The 18,789-nt window shown below is 61.3% G+C and carries 21 protein-coding genes; 4 read left to right on the forward strand and 17 right to left on the reverse strand.

Annotated elements, in window-relative coordinates:
- Positions 1 to 228: 228 nt before the first annotated feature.
- The 4 genes from HY852_RS18800 to HY852_RS18815 all read right to left on the reverse strand — a co-directional run bounded on the left by HY852_RS18800 (position 229) and on the right by HY852_RS18815 (position 2,453).
- The gene (locus tag HY852_RS18800; RefSeq protein WP_291606293.1) at positions 229 to 822 is read right to left on the reverse strand and encodes a lytic transglycosylase domain-containing protein; all 594 of its coding nucleotides are present in this window, start codon (positions 820 to 822) and stop codon (positions 229 to 231) included.
- A 272-nt stretch (positions 823 to 1,094) separates the two neighbouring features.
- Positions 1,095 to 1,604 carry a S26 family signal peptidase gene (locus HY852_RS18805; RefSeq protein ID WP_291606294.1) on the reverse strand — a complete coding sequence of 170 codons (510 nt, stop codon included), beginning with the start codon at positions 1,602 to 1,604 and terminating at the stop codon, positions 1,095 to 1,097.
- Entirely contained in the window at positions 1,601 to 2,065 is a 465-nt protein-coding gene (locus HY852_RS18810; protein WP_291606295.1) for a DUF2840 domain-containing protein, read from the reverse strand. Before HY852_RS18810 ends, HY852_RS18805 begins: the two co-directional genes overlap by 4 nt.
- Before the next feature lie 109 nt (positions 2,066 to 2,174).
- A complete protein-coding gene (locus tag HY852_RS18815; protein ID WP_291606296.1) occupies positions 2,175 to 2,453 on the reverse strand; it encodes a helix-turn-helix domain-containing protein in 279 nt (92 codons plus the stop codon).
- A gap of 232 nt (positions 2,454 to 2,685) precedes the next feature.
- Here HY852_RS18815 and lspA point away from each other — a divergent pair, with 232 nt between their 5' ends.
- Positions 2,686 to 3,288: a signal peptidase II gene (gene lspA / locus HY852_RS18820; protein WP_291606297.1), complete on the forward strand. Its 603-nt coding sequence runs from the start codon at positions 2,686 to 2,688 to the stop codon at positions 3,286 to 3,288.
- 183 nt (positions 3,289 to 3,471) lie between these two features.
- Entirely contained in the window at positions 3,472 to 4,272 is an 801-nt protein-coding gene (locus HY852_RS18825; protein WP_291606298.1) for a GNAT family N-acetyltransferase, read from the forward strand.
- Positions 4,273 to 4,456: 184 nt separating this feature from the next.
- Here HY852_RS18825 and HY852_RS18830 read toward each other — a convergent pair whose 3' ends face one another.
- The 3 genes from HY852_RS18830 to HY852_RS18840 form a co-directional block, all read right to left on the reverse strand.
- Positions 4,457 to 5,119: a DUF2285 domain-containing protein gene (locus tag HY852_RS18830; RefSeq protein WP_291606299.1), complete on the reverse strand. Its 663-nt coding sequence runs from the start codon at positions 5,117 to 5,119 to the stop codon at positions 4,457 to 4,459.
- Positions 5,040 to 5,306: a DUF6499 domain-containing protein gene (locus tag HY852_RS18835; RefSeq protein WP_291606300.1), complete on the reverse strand. Its 267-nt coding sequence runs from the start codon at positions 5,304 to 5,306 to the stop codon at positions 5,040 to 5,042. Before HY852_RS18835 ends, HY852_RS18830 begins: the two co-directional genes overlap by 80 nt.
- Positions 5,307 to 5,389: 83 nt before the next feature.
- Complete coding sequence (locus tag HY852_RS18840; protein ID WP_291606301.1) at positions 5,390 to 5,683, reverse strand: DUF2285 domain-containing protein; 294 nt, start codon at positions 5,681 to 5,683, stop codon at positions 5,390 to 5,392.
- Between the two features lie 192 nt (positions 5,684 to 5,875).
- Between HY852_RS18840 and HY852_RS18845 the strand changes: the two genes are divergently transcribed.
- The gene (locus HY852_RS18845; protein ID WP_291606302.1) at positions 5,876 to 6,109 is read left to right on the forward strand and encodes a helix-turn-helix transcriptional regulator; all 234 of its coding nucleotides are present in this window, start codon (positions 5,876 to 5,878) and stop codon (positions 6,107 to 6,109) included.
- 239 nt (positions 6,110 to 6,348) lie between these two features.
- Here the strand turns inward: HY852_RS18845 and HY852_RS18850 are convergent, their stop codons facing one another.
- From HY852_RS18850 to HY852_RS18890, 9 genes are all read right to left on the reverse strand, one after another.
- Entirely contained in the window at positions 6,349 to 6,669 is a 321-nt protein-coding gene (locus HY852_RS18850; protein WP_291606303.1) for a DUF736 domain-containing protein, read from the reverse strand.
- A 542-nt stretch (positions 6,670 to 7,211) separates the two neighbouring features.
- Positions 7,212 to 7,691, reverse strand: coding sequence for a hypothetical protein (locus HY852_RS18855; RefSeq protein WP_291606304.1), 480 nt, complete (start codon positions 7,689 to 7,691; stop codon positions 7,212 to 7,214).
- 202 nt (positions 7,692 to 7,893) lie between these two features.
- Positions 7,894 to 8,820, reverse strand: a complete 927-nt coding sequence (locus HY852_RS18860) for a DUF2493 domain-containing protein (protein ID WP_291606305.1) — start codon at positions 8,818 to 8,820, stop codon at positions 7,894 to 7,896.
- 332 nt (positions 8,821 to 9,152) lie between these two features.
- Positions 9,153 to 10,205, reverse strand: coding sequence for a toprim domain-containing protein (locus HY852_RS18865; protein ID WP_291606306.1), 1,053 nt, complete (start codon positions 10,203 to 10,205; stop codon positions 9,153 to 9,155).
- Between the two features lie 70 nt (positions 10,206 to 10,275).
- Positions 10,276 to 12,405, reverse strand: coding sequence for a ParB/RepB/Spo0J family partition protein (locus HY852_RS18870; RefSeq protein ID WP_291606307.1), 2,130 nt, complete (start codon positions 12,403 to 12,405; stop codon positions 10,276 to 10,278).
- Positions 12,406 to 12,565: 160 nt separating this feature from the next.
- A complete protein-coding gene (locus HY852_RS18875) occupies positions 12,566 to 13,762 on the reverse strand; it encodes a DUF932 domain-containing protein (RefSeq protein WP_291606308.1) in 1,197 nt (398 codons plus the stop codon).
- Between the two features lie 538 nt (positions 13,763 to 14,300).
- Positions 14,301 to 14,525 carry a hypothetical protein gene (locus HY852_RS18880; RefSeq protein WP_291606309.1) on the reverse strand — a complete coding sequence of 75 codons (225 nt, stop codon included), beginning with the start codon at positions 14,523 to 14,525 and terminating at the stop codon, positions 14,301 to 14,303.
- Positions 14,526 to 14,531: 6 nt separating this feature from the next.
- Complete coding sequence (locus tag HY852_RS18885) at positions 14,532 to 14,759, reverse strand: hypothetical protein (protein ID WP_291606310.1); 228 nt, start codon at positions 14,757 to 14,759, stop codon at positions 14,532 to 14,534.
- A 92-nt stretch (positions 14,760 to 14,851) separates the two neighbouring features.
- On the reverse strand, positions 14,852 to 15,310 hold the full coding sequence (locus HY852_RS18890) for a GIY-YIG nuclease family protein (RefSeq protein ID WP_291606311.1): 459 nt from the start codon (positions 15,308 to 15,310) through the stop codon (positions 14,852 to 14,854).
- Positions 15,311 to 15,615: 305 nt separating this feature from the next.
- Between HY852_RS18890 and HY852_RS18895 the strand changes: the two genes are divergently transcribed.
- Positions 15,616 to 17,181 carry a recombinase family protein gene (locus tag HY852_RS18895; protein WP_291606312.1) on the forward strand — a complete coding sequence of 522 codons (1,566 nt, stop codon included), beginning with the start codon at positions 15,616 to 15,618 and terminating at the stop codon, positions 17,179 to 17,181.
- 591 nt (positions 17,182 to 17,772) lie between these two features.
- Here HY852_RS18895 and HY852_RS18900 read toward each other — a convergent pair.
- Complete coding sequence (locus HY852_RS18900; protein WP_291606313.1) at positions 17,773 to 18,171, reverse strand: thermonuclease family protein; 399 nt, start codon at positions 18,169 to 18,171, stop codon at positions 17,773 to 17,775.
- Positions 18,172 to 18,789 lie beyond the last annotated feature (618 nt).

Raw genomic sequence — 18,789 nt, forward strand, 5'->3', positions numbered from 1 at the left:
CCGACGTCCAATCCCACAAAATATGTCATCGGAGCTCTCCTGTGTGGCAACGACTGCCTAAGTCGTTGCACCGGGCTCCGGATTCGGCCACCAGGCGGCTATCCCCGTGCACCGCTTTCTCGGAGCCCGATAAGAAGAGCCATCTCCGGTCGCTTGCTCCCTGCACTCCGCTCATTGCTCTCGAACGCACGCCATTTCCCGACACCGCTCGACGGAATGGGATTGCACTCATCGGGAAACTTCCTGGCTGGCTCGCCGCACAAACAGCCCGGTCGCGCGCGGCGTGATCGCAGACGCATCGTGTGCTGACGGCCGGATCGAGGATTCCATCTGGTGCGCAGATAGCGCCGACCAATTGTCGCTAGATGCGCTAACCGAGCGCCTAACGAAAAGGTGTCCGTGCTGCCATGCAGTTGCAGGTCTGATGCCTAGACGGGTGAGTTCGCGATGCGCGTTCCCAAGCAGCGGCGCTAGCATTGCGAGGTAAATTTGCGTTTCGCCGGGAAGCGGCTGGCCCGTCGCCAAATGCTGCTGGTACCGCCGGGCACCTGCATTGTAGGCGGCAAGAAAGCCCTCCGGTCCGAAGCGGTCGAGTAACTCACGCAGGTACGCCGAGCCTGCGATGATGTTGTCGTGCGGATCAAACGGATCGAGGCCGAGATCGTACCGGACGCTCGATTCGACCCAGCTCGCGGGCATGATTTGCATCAGCCCGAGCGCTCCCCGTGGCGAGATTGCTCGCGCGTTGCCGGCGCTTTCGGCGCTGATCACGGCACAGATCCACTGCTCCGGGATTGCAAACCGATCGGACGCTTCGGTCACGAATGATGCATAGGAGGCGACCGGGAGGGAGATGGACGACAGCGTAATCTGCTCACCCGCTGCGGTCTGGGCTGTGGCGGTCCACGGCAGCTGGAGCGTCAGCCAGACCGCCAGGAATCATGCGCTTGCTCGCCGCCGTTTGCGTACCGGGTTATCTGCCGGGCAAGGCGATCCACGGTCGCGCCGGACTTGACGCCAATCCGGACCGTTTGCGGATGTAGTGGCTTTCTCGAGCATGGCCGGGATGGAGGAACAGCGGAGAACGGGCAAGATCAATCCTCCTCCGTCCATACCGGAACGGCTTTCCCAATGACCGCTGATGCTGAGATTGGACCAAAATAGCGGCCGTCGAGCGAGTCCGCCGACTGCCAATTCATGACGAAGATTTCGTCTGAGGCGAGAACGCGGCAGCCCTGCCAGGCCGGCAGCAGCCGATCACGGTGATCGCGCTCTTTGGCCTGCCCAATTTCGATGTTGTCGACCGAGATCGTGAAGCCGGTTCTGCAGATGGTTTGTCCCGGCAGCGCCAGCACACGCTTGAGCATAGGAAGGCCGGTCGGCAGATACCCGCTCGAATCGAGGAAGCTCGAAAGCGGCGCGGGCGGGCGGACGACCACCAGGTCGGTGACCATCAGATGTTCAATCGGCTGCAAACGATACAGACCGAGCGGCACGCTCTCGGAGGCATTCCAGATGTAATGTGGCGAGGCGCCTTCGATCACTGACAGGGTCAGCGCCGCCGCCGTGCAAGTGACAGTGAGGCTTGCAAAGCGACCGGTCATAGGGTCAGCCTTCGACGATGGAGCCACGCCTGGTGACGGCCACGGGTGTAGTTTCTTGGGTTTTCGTTCACGGACAGACGATTGTGGACGTGATGCCAATATTCGGGCGCAGCCTCGGCGGGGTTGATGCCAAGGGCCTCCATTGCGTCGATCAACTGAAGGACGCGCTCCACTTTCGGCCAGCCAGACAATCGCAGCACGCTCTCGCCGCCGGGATTGACCCAGGGAACGGTCGAGTACGGCTGTCCAGGCGCTGGAGCGCGCAAAATATCGATGCGCGACAGAACGGTGCCAAAGTCATTGGAGGTCCAGCGGACGAACGCAAACACGCTGCCGGGCTGAAACGAAAGAGCGCGGCGATGACGATCGATGATCTTTTCCGAGACGGGCTGACCGAACCGGATCCGGTTCTCGATGCGCTTCTCAAGCCACAAGAGCTCGACGGTGGTGAGGTCGTTCATGTTGGTGCTCCAGAGTGGAACGAGATCGCCGGGAGGAGCGAAAGGCAGGCCGATCTGAACTGGCACGCAGCAGCTCGGGAGCGGCTGGTGGAGTTGCGGTCCAACATCGTCAGCGCCGCTCCTTGCCCGCATAGGGAATGGGCGGCTGGCGTTTGGCAGGCAGCACGATCCCGGTGCCGGGATCGGTTGTTGATTTTTTGGTGCCGCGATCGACCCACGCCTTCAGGTCATCGAGGGCATAGACAACGCGGCCACCGAGCTTGTGATAGGTCGGCCCGGTGCCATAGGTGCGGTGCTTTTCGAGCGTACGACCGGATAGGCCCAAAAAGCGGGCCGCCTCGGGCGTGCGCAGGTATCGCGGCGGCAAGCCCGCCAGGGGATCGGCCATTTGAGAACCTCCGAGAGCACGGCGCCGAGGAAGGCGCTGTTCGCGTGCTGGCGGTCACAATGGCGAAGCGAATGCGCGAAGGGGGATGCCGATTTGAGAGGGGTCGAATTTCGATACCCCGGCCTGCGTGAGGCAAGCTGAACGCGGATTAGGGCGCGTACTCATGAAGCATCGGTGATCTCCACTTTGCCGCGATACCGACCGCCCTTGTGCAACCGCAGCAAATGTCGCGATGGGCCAACAGCCGACATTGCCGGTATCGTTTCTTCAGTATCATCTGGTACAAGGCTCCCGGGGATGCGTCCGCCCCCGAAACGAGGATCTGGTTCTGAATAGCCGTCTGACCGTGGGCACCATTGCTTTAACCACTGCATTTCTAATGCTGTGTCTCGATCAGCTTACAAAGCATTGGGCGCTTCAAGCGTTGGGCGCTGTTGGCACGACCATCAAATTGCCAGGCCCCGTTGACCTCACACTCCTGTTGAATAGGAGCAACGCATTTGGACTGATCCCTGACTACGGCGAGTTTTCACGTTGGGCGCTCGCTGCTTTAAGTCTAGCCGCGGCGGCAATTTCGCTGGTATTTGCGTTGCGCCGATCAACGTCGATCTTGAACGCTCTTGGGTTTGCCTTCATCAGCGCGGGAGCGTTTGGAAATGCCATCGATCGCGTTCGATTGGGGGCCGTCGTTGATCTATTCGATGCATCGAAACTTCGGTTCGTCTGGGTTTTCAATGTCGCGGATGTTTCGATAGATCTAGGGTTCGGAGTGATTCTGTTAGGGGCTCTCGTGCCCGCTTTGGCGGCTCATAAGGTCCGGCGGGCCAACGATTAGGAGTGTTCGTCTTCGTCCGGAGCGGGTCACAAGCGGCGGTCGAGGCCAGCGCGCCTCTTCGTCCGGTCTACGGTCCATAGCAGACATTTCGGCTCGCAATGGATGGTTCGGCTCAGGCCAACTGCTGACTTTCGAGGCCGAATGCCTTAGACGGAACATTCATCCGATCTTGGGACACAAATTATGACCGCCGATCTGGCTCAGAGGATCGCCGAAGCTTACCGGTGGCAGCGTCGGCTCGGAAACGCGCAGATCATGGGGCCGGCTTGCCACATTGTCGCCGATCCGGCACACCCGGATGTGTGGGATTCTAATCATGCCGACGAGGTCACCGCTCGGACCGACGCCGAGATTGACGCGGTTTTTGCGGCTATGGATCGACATCTCGATCACACTCCCTGGCGCGTGATCCATACCGATTGCTTCACACCCGATGCGTTTCTCGCCCGCCTTGCCCTCGATGATTTCGAAGAACGTCCCGTCACCATCCAGATGGCCTTACAAGGCGACCTCGCCAATCGGGATACAGAAGTCGAGCTGCGGCCTGTCACTAGCGATGCTGATTGGCAGATGTTGCTACAACTCGTCCTCGCCGATCATGCCGAGGGCCGGCGCACTAGCAACACTCTCGTGCCGCCCGAGGTTAGTGCCGGCATCGTGGCCGGCTATCGCGCCAAGAGCGGCACGTATCATTTCCATCTTGCGGCGCAGAACGGTGTTCCGGTCGCGTACGGCGCCCACGCTGCTGCGCCGAATGGCGTCGGCATGATCGAGGATCTGTTCACACTGCAATCTGCGCGGCGTCGGGGCATCGCGAGTAGCATCATAACCGCATTCACCGAGCGCCTGCGCGCTGGTGGCTGCCACACCATTTTTCTTGGAGCGCTCGCCACCGAACAACCCAAGCACCTATACGCTCGTTTGGGTTTCAAGCCAGTGATGCTTGCCCGCACCTGGGTGCGGAGAGTGCCCAAGAACGGTTGAGATTGGAAAGTTCGCAACGGGTCATTTTCGACGGTTTCCCCGGGGACTGTCGGCCGGTTGATGTCCGCTTCTGCCCATGAGCGACGAACCGGGGCCTGGTCAGGGGCGTGCTGGCAGCGACTACCTTGCTTTCGTTCAGCTCGCTTCGATCAGTGCTATGGCTTCGCGTCAATACGTCCGCGTCCTAATGCTCGCGGTAGCCGCGGCGCAGGAGCGCGCGATATCCGCCCCGCATCAGGGACAGCCCGGATTGGACCAGGCGGATGGTGCGGCTGCGCAGATCATGAGTCTTCCAAGATCGTTCGGGAATCCGCCGGCTGCCGAACAGGACCTCGGCAATGGTGCGGTAGCTGTTTCCCTCGGTTCGTCCGTCCAGCGCCCGCAGAGCGAGCGTGAGCCGCTGGCAGCGTTCCAGGGACAGCACGGGTCGTGAAGGTGCGACGGGTCGCTTTTCGAGGGCCGACCAGAATCGATGCGCGGCGTGTGCGCGCAGATCAAAATCGGCGTCGAGCGGTAGATGGAGGATAAGCGATCTTCCGTCGGCCGGGAGTTTGTCCAGCCAAAAGCGATGCGTCGCACCACCCATGCGCGTTACCACATGCCATCCGTCAGGGGCGTGTCGAAGCTCCTCACGCGATAGCCGGCGCAGGTCGAGATTGTGCGGCCGACCGAGTGATGGAACGGCTGCCGTGCTGTCGAGCTTCAGTACGCTCGGTAGCATCTCCGGCGCCCAGAAGATCGTCTGTGCGTAGAACGCTTTCTGCGGATCAGCCGCGAAAGCATACCCCCCAGCGAAGTCGAAATTCGTCCAATGCCGAAAGCGCGAACTTTCTGCTGGCGAGCGCACGATATTCTTTACGGTAATCCGCGTTGCGGCGGAGCAACTCCCAGGCGAAATCAGGAGCCTCGGCCGTTTCCAAACGAGCGTAGGATTCAGGTGATCGCCAATCAAACACCGACACTTTACTGCCTCCCCATTGCGCCCCCACGACGGAATTGCAGTTGATAATTGTGACTATTTGTGGTTGCGACATAATGTCCGCTCAATTCTCCGATCGCCGCTGCGATCAAACAATGAGCAGAGCATCGCGATTCTTTCAGTTTGAATTCAGCTTGTTCAGCTTCGCGGCTGGGGATCGCTGGGGCCGCGCCGCAGCAAAAGCTTATAGCCCTGGCTGGTCATCCATTTGGCGCGTGCAAGATGGCTATCGAAAGCGCGGCGCGCGCGATCCGGTTCAACACTGGCATCGATGTGCAGGATGAGGCGCGCGGCTTCGCGCCAATCAGCATTGGCTGCTTCCGCATCGAGAAGACGCATGTAGGTGACGGCGTGCTCCTCGTCGTAAGCCGTCAACGCCGGCTCATTGGGCGCGAGATCTGCAATTTCGGGATCGAGTGGCGGTGACTGCATGAAGCTCCTGCCCTGCCCTGGAAGTCTATCCGCGCCTCAACGACCTTCGTACGGCCCCCGCGGTACGATCTACAGGATTGTTTGCTCGAACGTTAAATATCTGTTCGCAAGTTGAATCCATCGACCTGCAATCCCCGATTTGTCGAGAATACTCCGTGGTGGAATACTCTTCAACACGTTGCCCTCTCGAACATGGACATTCGAGAGGTACTGGCAGCGAACTTGAAACGACTCCGACGGGCACGTCGCTTGTCGCAGGAAGAGCTTGCACATCGCGCCAAGATCGACCGAACCTACATCAGTTCGCTTGAAAGATGCCGTTACGCTGCTGGCATAGACGTTGTCGACAGCTTGGCTCGAGTTCTCGGCGTCGAGGCAGCTGATCTTTTGACGCGTCCCTCCGGCGACAAAAAGATGCGGAGTTGATCCTTATTTGAGAGCAAGGATTTTGCATCAGAAATCTGGTCGCAATTTGACGATCGGCTAACGCCGCAGTGGACGCATATCTTTCGACCGCGTTGGACGACCGGCCGGTAAGAGAAGGAATTCGTAATACGCGATGCGGGATTGCGTAAGTTGGCTGAGCTCTTGCTCGCTTCTTCGTCGGCCTTGGTCATGCGAAAACCCCGCCCGAGCGATCGGGCGGGGCTTGTCGGCGCTAAGCCTCAGTCGCCGTTCTTGCGCGGCCGTGACCAGAGCAGCGTGTAGCCTTCGCCGCCTTCATCGTCGAACAGGTTCGCGTAGATCGGCGCGGTGAACGAGGGATCGTCGAGCTTCAGCGACAGGTAGTCGCGGCCCTCCTCTGAGCGCTTGGACCAGGCTGCCCCGATCTCGGCTCGTCCGACGTAGATGCGGTGGCTGGGAGCGTTCTCGCTGGTGCGGGTCTGCTCGGCGACAATGCGGACGCCTTTGGCCTGCAGGCTGAGCGTGACGATCTCGCCCTGGTAATCGTTGCCGACCTTCTTGAAGGAACCGATGGTAGCCATTTTACTTCTCCTTGAGTTGTTCGAGCCGCGACCACCGCGGCCTCGATGGCGCCTCTCGGCCGAAGACGATCGGTGACGCACCCGCTTGCGGGCCGAAGCGCAGCGGAGGACGCCGAAGCAGCGACTTTCTTGCCTCGCGAGGAATGGGCGTCAGCCCAGGGGAAGAAAGTCGCGACCGTAGGCGTTGCGGCTCAGACGATCGAGGCGCAGCCGGTCTTCGGCCAGATCAAGCCATCAAGAGGCCAGGTGCTCGCGCACCGAGCATCTTTCAGGAGAAGTCGTGGCGGACGTCGGTTCACCTATGCAACAGGTTGGCAGCGTCCAGCGTGGAGAAAGAAGCAACCTGCGGGAAACGGCGGCATGTCGTCTTGAGAAAACTGCGACCGAGATCTCCCTCCTCCGCCGCTACTCACAGCTCCTAATGAGGTGGGCATCGCATCAGTCGACCGCTCCGCGAGGTCCCATTTCCCGACCATGAATCTCAAGAGCGAGCGCCCGCCGCGTCCAAAACGGAAAAGCAAATCGACGCGGAAGCGAAGGAATTATCGCTCGCGTGTCGCGGTCGTCAGAAGTGACTGCGACAGATGTCGAGCCGCCCTGCCGAGCTCCGGACGTCGTTGTGCGAACAGGCTGATTCGTGTCCATGCCGTAAATCCAATGGCGACTGCGCCGATCCAGGCCAGGATCTCACGCCACAACAGGGACGGCACACCGACCTGCGAAAATGCAAACATCACGTGGTACCCCGCAATCCCCGCCGGCACCGCGAAGGCTGCCGCAACGGCGACACGCAAGATCAGCGGCCTAATGGTGACGAAAGCAAACTGACCGGCCGCGAGCGTCAGCGCGGCAGAGGCAATGCCGGCGAGCAGTGCACCTGCGACTCCCGCGCCACCATAGAACGCCGCGATGCCAACATTGACCCCAACGAAGAAGGGAAAGGCATATACCGCGAGCGCGAAGATCAGCCAGCAGAATAGGCCGATCCCAACAGCATTGAGGACGAGTCCAAGGGCGAGCATGGTGGTGGCTCCGTTCAACAGATGTGACGGTCGCGCCTTCCACCACCACCGCGGCGCTGATTGAAACATAGCCGAAACTCGACGACGGAGCGACGAGAAAATGCGGCCACTCGTAGTGGCCTCCTACTGACGAGCGACTCTCTGTCGAGCAACCGAGCAGAAATGCAGCTTTGGTCGATTCCGTCGTGAGAAAGACGGCGCCTTAAGCGCCGCCGAAGTTCCAGACGGGAATGCCGAGCCGCTTCGCCTTGTCGGCGAGGTTGGCCTGGATGCCGGTGCCGGGAAACACCATGACGCCGATCGGCAGCGTTTCGAGCATGGCGTCGTTGCGCTTGAACGGAGCTGCCTTGGCATGTTTGGTCCAGTTCGGCTTGAACGCGATTTGCGGCACCTTGCGGTGGGTCGCCCATTTGGCGGCGATTAGCTCAGCGCCCTTGGGCGAGCCACCATGCAGCAGGACCATGTCAGGGTGCTTGGCATGCACCTTGTCGAGCCGGTCCCAGATGAGCGAGACGTCGTTGAAGTCGAGCCCACCAGTGAGAGCGACCTTCGGTCCAGGCGGCAACATCGGCTCGGTTTCTGCGCGGCGTTTTGCCGCCAGGAAGTCTCTGGAGTCGATCATGGCCGCGGTGAGCGTGCGATGGTTGACCAACGATCCGGCGCGGGGTCGCCAGGATGCGCCAGTATGAAGCTCGAAGTGCTCGATGGCCCGATCACGGAAGAACTCCATGCAGTCGCGGCGCTCGATGAGCGTGATGCCCTGCGCGGTGAGGCGCTCGAGTTCGACCGATTGCACCTCTGAGCCGTCCTGCTCGCGCTGGCTCCTGCGCTGGGCCTGCTCGTTAGCATCGAGCTCGCGTTCGATGCGGTTCGTCGCTCGGTGAAACAGATTGACCGCCGACCACAGCAGGTCTGGAAGATCAGGCTCGAGGCGGGTGTCGCTCAGAGTAGCGATCACGGCGTCGAAGATGTCGGCGATCGCGACCGTAATGGTCTTGCCTTCGGGCAGCGGCCGTGGATCGGGTTCGCCCTCGAAGGGGCGGTAGCCGTAGAGCTGAAGCGCCTCAAGAACGTGATCGGTTGGAGATGAGCTGTGCGGCGGTTCGAAGTCGTCGTGATCGGTCGTCATGGCTGAGGCCCTTGCCGGATTGGCCGCGCCCATCGCGGCCTTCGTGGCGATCACTCAGACGGCAGCGGATGCGGACCAGAACCCGAAGCAAAGCGGAGGGCCGAAGCGCCAGCGGAGGATGGCGAAGGTGCGGCTATTTTGCCTGGCGGTGCAAAGGCCTTGTGAAGACGCGACCTGTCGCTTCTGTGTCAGGGCCGGCGGAAAATAGCCGCATCGCAGCCATTGCCGGTCCGCAGCACCTGCCGTCCGATCGCCCTCTAGAAGGCCCGGGCGCGACTCTTATCCGGAAGCCACAGCTTGCGACCGGACGCGACGGAGCCGAGATCGCACCTTCAACCGGCCTCGACGGTCGGGAAAGGCGTGAAGCGAACGACATCACAAGGTGCGAGTTGAACGCGCAAGGCCGCGCGAAGCTCATCGAACCCCAGAGCCCGCAGATCCTCGTTGAAGTCGCCAAGCCTGGGCGACAATCCAATCGCCTCGATACCCGCCGCCACGGCACGCTGGGTCAAAGCAATTGCGGCCTGATCACCGGCCGGATCGGCATCGCGCGCGATATAGAGCCGGCGAAGCGTTGGCGGGAGCAATAATGCCGCAAGGTGGTTGGCGGAGAGTGCAGCGGCCGTCGGAAGCGTCGGCAGCACGCACCGTAGCGAGAGCATCGTCTCGAGGCCTTCACCTGCGGCCATGACGTCGGTCACGACACCAACTCGGACGGCGTTGCCGAGTAGAAAGCCCATTGCGCGTCGTGGCGTGTCGATCGGCGCCTTGCCGCGACCGGCAGGATCCAGCCAGGTCCGGTGAACGCCGGCGATGACACCATTGAGCGTGGTGACGGCGGCGATCAAGGCGGGCCACATCTCGGTCGGCAAGTCTCTATCCGGCTTGTAGTAGCAGCGCGGATGGAAGCGAAGGCTCTCCGTCTCGCCCAGGGCCGTGATGCCGCGCGTCCGAAGATAGGTTTCGGCGATGGTGCGGTAAATCGGCTTTGACATGGCGAACAGGCGCCTTGCCGATTCCGGTGAGCCGACCGGCGCTGGAGGGATCCGAGTGCTAGATTTCGGCTCAAGCTCAGACCGCGGCAGGTTGAGAAAGCGATGAGCTTCGGCAACGACATCGGCAAAATCAACAAGCCCACAGCTTTCCCGGATGACGTCGAGCAGATCGCCATGCTCGCCGGTTGCCGCATCCGTCCATTTGCCGGCGGCGCCTTTGCCGGCTACCGGTCTCTTCAGGCGGACGAACATGGACCGCCCTGGTGTGTTTCGAACGTCGCCAACGATCCAATGACGGCCCGAGCGCCGTCCGTTCGACAGATAATACCGGCAGACGCTTTCGGCCTGGTCGGCGAGGCGGCGGGCAAGATCAGACGCTTGCGTGGACATGGCGACCTCAGACATGGGCAAGGCCCGCCGTCGCCGGCGGGCCCGAGGGTGCGTGCGCGTACTCCTTTCGTTACTCGGCTGCGACAGCGTGCGGCTCTGTCGCAACCACCTCATCTTCGGCTGGGAGCTCAGGATCAGCCATGGCCGTTTCGTAGCCGGCCGTCGCCGATTGCTCGCCGATCGGCTCGGTCGGCAACTCCACGGCGGCTTCGGGCATCCGAGACGCTGCGACCACCGCGCGGCCGGGCGTACGCAACGGCTCCGGCAGCCAGCCCGAGCCGGCGAGCAGCTCCTGGGCCCGCTCCGCCATCTCGGCTTTCTTCAGGTGCTCGATCAGTTGAGCTGCGCTCTCGCCCTTGGCCTCCCGCACGGCTTGCAGGATGCGCGCCTTGGTCACGCGCCCGAAATAATTCTCAACCGTTGGCGACCAGCCTGCCGCCGCAACATCAAGCCCGATCGTCTCGGCGATGCGGTCGGCGAGCGCCAGCGCGCGCGGGCGCCGATTCCAGGGCTCGTAGACCGCGTTGACGCTGAGCGCGACGCAGTGGGCGAACAGGGCATCGCAGCTGTCCGGATCGAAGGCGAGCAGTGCGTCCCAGAGCTCGGTCGACTCGCGTGGCAGATGCTCCGACCAGCGCCGGTGCCTCTCGTCGACAGCTTTGGCGACCGCGGCATCGTTCAGACCGGGCGCCTGATTGCCGAAGACGACGCTTTTCACGTCGATATCGAGACAGGACTCGGACGTGTAGCGATAAAAGAGTTTCAGGCAGAGCGCATGCAGTGTCGCCAGGAACGCCACATCCGGGTCCTGAGCCAGCGCATCGCGCAAGGCAAGCGTACGATACGCCGTGAGCTCGATCATCAGGCGATCGGGGATTGGCTTGATGCCCTCCTCTTCCTCAGGCTCATCCTGGGCGACCGGGGCGCTCGCCTGCACCTCAGCGCCGTGTCCCAACACAGAGGCGGCCGACCCAGGACCGCTCGACTCCTCGTCGGTGACAGGTTGGGATTCCGGAACTGCCGGTTCGTCTTCAGGCCGGACATAGCCGCGCTCGATCCGCAGCTCACCTGAGCCGTCGATACTGACGAAGACACCGGCACGGGCAACCTCGTCGGGCTCATACTTGACCGGTCGTTCATCAAGCGCGGCGAGCGCCGTCTCGATTTCCCCAAGCCGCTGGTCGACCTCTTCCGGAAGTTCGTCCGCTTCCGCATGGGCCTGCTCGAGACGTTCCTGCTCGGCGTGCAGAGCTTCAGCCGTGGCAACCTCCTCTTCGCTCATCGCGATCGGTTCACCGGAAAGATGCCGCAGGCCGAAAGTGTGACCGTAGGGGAAGTCGATGGCCATTTCGATCCATTTCCAGCCCTCGGCACGAACGCCATCTGCCGCGCGCTCCAGCTTCTCGGCGACGAGGCGGTCGAGCAGCCCAGGATCTTGCAGCCAGCCGCCATCGTCCTGCTGGAAAAGGTCCCGCATGACAGCGCCGCTGGCGGCTTCATAGGCGTCAATGCCGACAAACTGGGCCCGCTTGTCGGAGGCACGCACACCGCCCTCGGTCAGGAGGCGCCGAATGTAGTACGGCTCCTTCGTGTGCGAGCGCTGGACCGCCTCCCACACCTGCTCCTGACGCTCGTGGTCCGGGTTGACCGTGAACGCCATGAGCTGGTCGAGCGTCATGCCGTCCTCGGCATAGATATCGAGCAGCTGTGGTGAAACCGCAGCAAGCTTGAGCCTCTGCTTGACCACCTGGACGCTGACGAAGAACACGGCTGCGATCTCCTCCTCGGTCTGACCTTTCTCGCGCAGATCCCGGAACGCGCGAAACTGGTCGAGCGGGTGGAGCGGTGCCCTCTGCACGTTCTCGGCAAGCGAATCCTCCTCGGCGAGACCTTCGGTCCGCAGGACACAGGGGACGGGGGCATTGCGTGCCAGCCTCTTCTGCTTGACCAGAAGCTCAAGGGCCCGATAGCGCCGCCCACCGGCCGGAACTTCGAACATCCCGGTTTCCGCGCCGGCGTCGTCAAGGACCGGCCGCACGGTGAGGCTCTGAAGGAGCGTGCGGCGGGCAATATCCTGCGCGAGCTCCTCGATCGAGACGCCCGCCTTGATGCGGCGGACATTGGACTGGCTCAGCACCAGCTTGTTGAACGGAATATCCCGGGACTGACTGAGCGTGATCTTCTGAACGGACTTCGCCATTAGAGTTTCTCCGCGACGGACGATCCAGAGCCCTTCTCTGGATCTTCTGGCCCGTCACGAAGTCGAGCGCCGCCCTCTTCCTCTGGAGGGCGGCGCCGAAGCAGAATCACGAAGGTCGCGCCTTGCACCCGGAAGATCCGCCGGGCGGCTCGACCGTTTATCAGGCGGCGCGGTCGAGGAGCTTCTTCGCCCGAGCCTCGAGATCAAGCCTGATATCCTGGTGCGGCTTATCGCGAGCAACGGCGGTGATGCCCTGCACGAAGTCGAAGACGCTCTCGGGTTTGCGGCCCTCCTCAGCGAGCACCGTCTCGATGATCCTCGCCGTGTCCGACTTGCCGAACCCCCGCTTGCGCAGGAATTCGGTCCGCTCCTCGTCGGTGCGCGCGACGATGCGCTCCCGGGCGGCCTTGATGCCGTTAACGAACGGCATCGGCGAGGAATTGGCGAACCGCGTGAGCGCCGGCGCTGCCTCATGGGCGAAGCGGGACGCGGCATATTTCGAGTGGCGGATGGTGATCTCTTCGAAATCCTCCACACCCCACAGATTGCGGTTCTGGCAGACGGCGCGAAGATAGAAGCTCGCGATCCCGAGCGTCTTGGCGCCGACCTCGGAATTCCAACAATAGAAGCCGCGGAAGTAGAGATCGGGCGAACCGTCCGGCAATTTCCCGGCCTCGATCGGATTGAGGTCGTCGACCAGAAACAGGAAGACATCACGATCCGAGGCGTACAGCGTGGTCGAGTTCTTGGTGACGTCGACCAGGGGGGTGTAAATGCCGGTCGACCAGTCGAGCACCCCCGGGATCTTCCACCGGGTGTCTCCGGTGCCATTGCCGGCGATCCGCTGCACGGCGGCGACCAGTTCATGGTCGTAGATCCGGCCGTAGTCGGGACCGGTCACGGCGCGCAGCTCGACGCGTCCGTCCTCGACCTCGAGAGTCTTGATCAACTCGGCGCGATGCGACGTCAGCCCATACTGGAGATTGATGGCGGCGAGCGGCGCTGGGAGCTGGCGCAAATAGGTGGATGGCGCGCCAACCATCGTTGCCAGTTGACCAAAGCTCCAGTGGGTCGGTGCGAGTGGCACCTCCTCGCCCGGCAGCATGAGCGCAAGCCGCTCCGCATCCTCACGGTTGGCCTCAACCCTGATTGCCGCGCTCTCGACTGTCCGGGTCCGGCTTCGCTCGGCGCGGCCGCGCACAGCGGCCTGGAGCTCCGAGAGGGACAGGTACCGCTCGTCCGCTGGCCGGGAGAACCATTCCGAGGACACGCGTCCGACGCGCTCACCACGGCTCACATCCACCTTGTAGCCGCCACGCTCACCGCGAGTAGCGTCCAGAACATTCAGCTGGGTCATGGGTCGTCTCCATGACGGGCGACCGAAAGCCTCTCTCTCGGCCTCAAACCCGTCGCGGAAGCCGCAAAACCAACTCTCACTCTCTTGGCAGATGTGTAGCTTTACACATAACCCGACAAGGCGCCTCCGTGAGCTGGTGCCGGCCCTACGCAGCAAGACACGAGACTGCCTTGTGCCGAGGTACGCTCAGATCCACCGGCGTGCGCTGCAGGCGCATCGCCCCAGCGAACAAGGCACCCGCAAGAGCGTGAGCATAGCGACGTCCCCGCAAAAGCGGGGACGCCACGCGGGACCGAGTGCAGCGACGAGACCGGTTAAAAGGGCGCCCGCAGGAGCGTCAGCATAGCGCCGCCATAGGCGGGACGCGGAACCGAGCGCCCCCGGCGAGACGCTCGTTACGCCATCCGCATAGCCGTATTTCACGGCCTGTAATTTGCACCAGACTTACGCAACGGTCAAAGCCCGCAGCGAAATGGATGTCCACCACTGTTGCATACGTTTTGAATCCTGCAACATTGTTGTTAAGACAAACGCAGGGCTATTTCTTAAACAGCGCCAACCAGCCGATAAGCGCACCGAACAAGCCGGTGAGAGAGGTCGCAACTGCGATGAGCACCTTGCTTCTTAGCTCCCACCATTGCCATCGCTCGTTCTTCTCCTTGCGAAGTTCGGCCCGAAGCGCAGCGTATCCTTTCTGGGTCAGCTGATATCCGCCGATATTGGTGGACTTTTCCCAAGCTTCCTCATCACTGTGAGGCGGCACAGGAACTCAATGCTTGTAGGCTTGGATGCACAGATACCTCGTCTCTAGTTGTTGCAGCCCGTCCTCCAGCAGCCAATTCTCTTGGGCCTGGTCGGTCTTGAGATCGTAGATAAACCGGGAATGAAGGCCGGCAGCTGTCGCCTCGGCAACGGCCTTGTCATCGGCCTTGTAGTTTCTATTTAGCCTTCTGATAAGCCGGCGACGTTGGATCCAGTATTGGGGAAAGGTAAGCATGACCTATTCTGTTGATACCGAAGAAGCCTTGCGCCGTCTGGCGGGTACAGCAGCCGCCGCTCCCGACGGGACCAAGTCATACCTCGGCTTTCTCATCCTTCACGCTGGAATCGGCGGAGAGAGATCCGGCGATGGTTTTGCTCCATGATCACCTCGCCCATACCTGAACCGCCAATCCAGTAAGAAAAATCAACCGTATTCCGACTTCTGTCGTGATCGGAGAACTCTCGGAAGCCGCTGATCAAGAAGTCAGACCAACTGTCGTCAGGAAACTCGTGCCATTCGCCCTCAAACCAAAAGTTGGCGATCCCGCACAGAAGTGTCCTTTCAAGCTCATGCACACACCAAAATGGCTTGATGCCAATCACTTCACCGTTGGGCAGCCAAGTACAGGCCTCACGCAACCTTCTCTTGGGATTCGTGGTTTTTCCGAGTTTTAGAAGATCACCATTCCGAAGAATGTAGAGCCATCCGCCGTTGATGGCGGGATATGGAGACCACCAGGGCAACGGAGTGTTCGCAATGGAGAAGTCGCTATCAGGGACCTGCACGGGACCTCAGCGCTGAATTACCGGCGAAGGAATCACCCCCCGCCCCTGGTTCGATGATGCGCGCAAATATTGCTGATGCAAATGTGCAACCGGCTAACTTTCCTTGGTTGCAGCTCACTTAGGAGGTTTACAGCGCGCCGCCCCACTTACGAAGATCGCGGATGTCCGCGGCCTGGTTAGTCGTTGTCGGCCTTGAGCTTGCTGACGCCGTCCGAGTTATTCCTGCCGTCGCCGCTAAGGCCTTCGACGTTGCTCGGGGCCTTACCAGGGGGTAAGATCAATCAGTCCTTTCCGGACGTCGGCCGATGGCAAATGCGCTTGTCATACGCAAGGGCACAAGTCTGGCGAAGCGCATCAAGGCCCTTCGCGCAGCACAATACGTCCGGATGTCAACCGACCATCAGCGCTATTCGATCCAGAACCAGGCTGCGGCCATTGCGGCCTATGCTCAGCAGAATGGCCTTAACATCGTTCAAACCTATCGCGATGACGGTCGCAGCGGCCTGCGCATCAACGGCCGGCCAGGACTCGCCGAGCTGATCAATGATGTCCGCTCCGGCAAGGCGGAGTTTGATAACATCCTGGTCTATGACGTCAGTCGGTGGGGTCGCTTCCAGGATGTCGACGAAAGCGCCTATTACGAGTTCATCTGCAAGGAGAACGGGATCAAGGTCACCTATTGCGCGGAACAGTTCGACAATGATGGAAGCCTGCTGTCGAGCATCGTGAAAAACATCAAGCGGGTGATGGCGGCTGAATTCAGTCGCGAGCTGTCGGTCAAGGTGCATACCGGCCACTGTCGGGTCGCCAGCCTGGGCTTTCGCGTCGGCGGCCCGCTGACCTTCGGCTTACGCCGCGAACTCATCGGCGAGAGCCGCCAGTCGAAAGGCCAATTGGAAAAGGGCGAGCGAAAATCCCTACAAACGGACCGCGTGCAGCTGGCGCTCGGGCCCCAAGAGGAAACGGCCATCGTAAAGTGGATATTCCGGCAGTTCGTGGTCGAACAGAGTTTTGAAAGCGAGATCGCACGGAAACTCAATGATGGCGGTGCCGCCAACCAGCACGGCCGGCCGTGGACAGACACTATGGTCCACAACATCCTCAGAAACGAGAACTATGCCGGCAATATCGTCTACAACCGGACCTCACGCCGGCTTGGACAGAAGCTGGTCAACAACCCCCGCGACCGTTGGGTCAGAAGCGACCCTGTGCTTGATCCGGTGATCGATCCGGAACTCTTTGCCCGTGCACAGGAGATATTGGCTGAGCGATACATCAGCATCCCGGAGGAGGACATGTTGCGCCGCTTGCGCCTGCTCTTAAGGCGCAAGGGCAAGCTTACGGCGAGGATGATCTGTGCCGCTTCGGGCCTCCCGAGCACATCGTCCTACATCAAGCATTTCGGATCGCTGCGGAAAGCCTTCCAGCTGATCGGCTATGGAGGGTCCCGCAACTACGATTGGATCGACAGCAAGGAGCACTGGCTGGAGGTCTTGGAGGCTCATGCAAGACAGGTTGCCGAGGCGATAGGCTGTTCAAAGGTGGAAATCAACACGAGGTTTCCGTGTGTGACCGTCCGCGGCAGGGTACGAATACATTTCCAGGTGGCCCGGCACTTAAAGATGCGGGGTTCAAACCACGTTTCCTCGTGGCGTATCCATCGTCGGCAAAATCAGTCCGGATTGCTGGTCGTTCTGAGGTTGGACGAAGCGAACAAGGCGATCGCCGATTACCTGATACTGCCCGCAGCGAAGCTTTCCCGGCGCTATCTCTGCTTTTCAGAGGGGCATGACCGTGGGGCAGTTCGAGTCAAGAGGGCGGTAGATCTGGTGACTGCCACCCAGAACAGCCTTGCACTGTTCCGCCGTTAGCACAGTCGGGGCAGGAGAGCAGCGGCGCCGTTGCTCCACCTTATAACCAGCCCAGCCTCTACTGCTTCATTCCAAGTTGCTCTGCGCAAATGCTGCCAGTCTGGATGCCCGTAGGGATCGGCCCGTAGTAGACGCTGCTGTCCTTATCCTCGGTGTCGAGCCGTGTGATCGTTCCTCCCGGCGCTGCAATGACATTGACCTTGCAAGCGTATCCCCGCGAGCTTCCGGACGCGCTCCCTTGACCGTCCCGAGAGACCGAAATGGAGCTGGCAGTTGCGAGTTGCCACGTATAGGCGGTTTCGCCGCTGTTCATCTTGAAAGTGCTTACGGGCGGGCCCCACCGAACGACAAGGGCATCAACATTCTTTCCGATGTAGTCTTGGCCCAGTCTGGCGCGAACATCTGCGCCAGTGGCGTAGCATCCGCCCAGCGCCACACAGAGCACCACAATTCCCAGCCAACGCATCTTCTCGCCCCCCGAGGCAATGCATCAAAACGCAACTACCGCACGAAATCAAGGGTTTGTCCCCCACCAGCCCTGGGCAGCGTCGGAGCGCCTGCGAAAGCTTGCTTCTATGCGGAAGGTGAAGGCTACCTTCCGGGAAACTGCCGCGCGATGATCTTCGGCCAGTCCGGCATTTTCGGGCAGCGGGTCTTGCCGCAATGGAACGGCACGGCCAGTTCTTCCGCAATCAAGGTGTCGCCGATGTTCTTGCCGTTGAGCAGCAGGATGCCGCATTTCCGGCCATGATTGCACTTCTTGGTGCCGAGCGTCTCGGCCGGACAGGAGCAATCGACTTCGGTCAAGTCGAGTGAACCGCCGTGCAGCAGCTCAACAAACCGCTGCTTCGCAAGCGCGGCCAGCGATCTTTCATCCGGCGACACCTGGCGCCTCTGCGTCTGGATCTCGGGCGTGTCGAAGCCGACCAGGCGGTAACGGTGCGCCCCCACGTCGATGGTGTCGCCATCGACCACCACAATGGCGTTCACGTCGATCGGTCCTGCCCGGAGGCTGGACGTGGAAAACGAGAGGAAAAGCGCAAGGCAGAGCGGCCCAAGGCGCCTCCATGCAGACTTCCTTTCAAAACGGCGGTGCCGCATGTGATCGGGGCAGCGACTCGCAACCGTCACGAGAAACAGTAGCCGGCGCCTGTTCCCATCTCAACGTATAGGGTTGTTTGCGGAGGTTTTCGGCAGGCGCTCTACTCCGTCTATGACCCGGCGTCGAAAACCTCACCCAAGACTACGCTATTGGTCGGGAAGCCCGACCGAAAGAACCTGCGTATTCATGGGAGAAATCTCTATGAGGGGCGCCGGAAGACTCTCCTCCGGCCCTCAACCCGTCACGGTCAACGCCGCTCCACTCTTCCTCTTATGCATCATTGATCGCGAAGCCCATCAGGCGTGCGCGAACGCGCATCGCCCGACTGAAATGCCACCCGCAGGAGCGTGAGCATAGCGACGCCGAAGGCGGCAGCGGGACCGAGTGCAGCGACGAGACCGGTTAAGAGGGCACCCGGGAACGGGGCAGTGATAGCGACGCCGGCATACTTCATGGCGGCGGGACCCTTTCCCGAGTGCCCCCGCCGAGGAGCTGCATATCGATAA

It is taken from the genome of Bradyrhizobium sp. (genome assembly GCF_016213215.1).
Classification (GTDB): Bacteria; Pseudomonadota; Alphaproteobacteria; order Rhizobiales; family Xanthobacteraceae; genus Bradyrhizobium.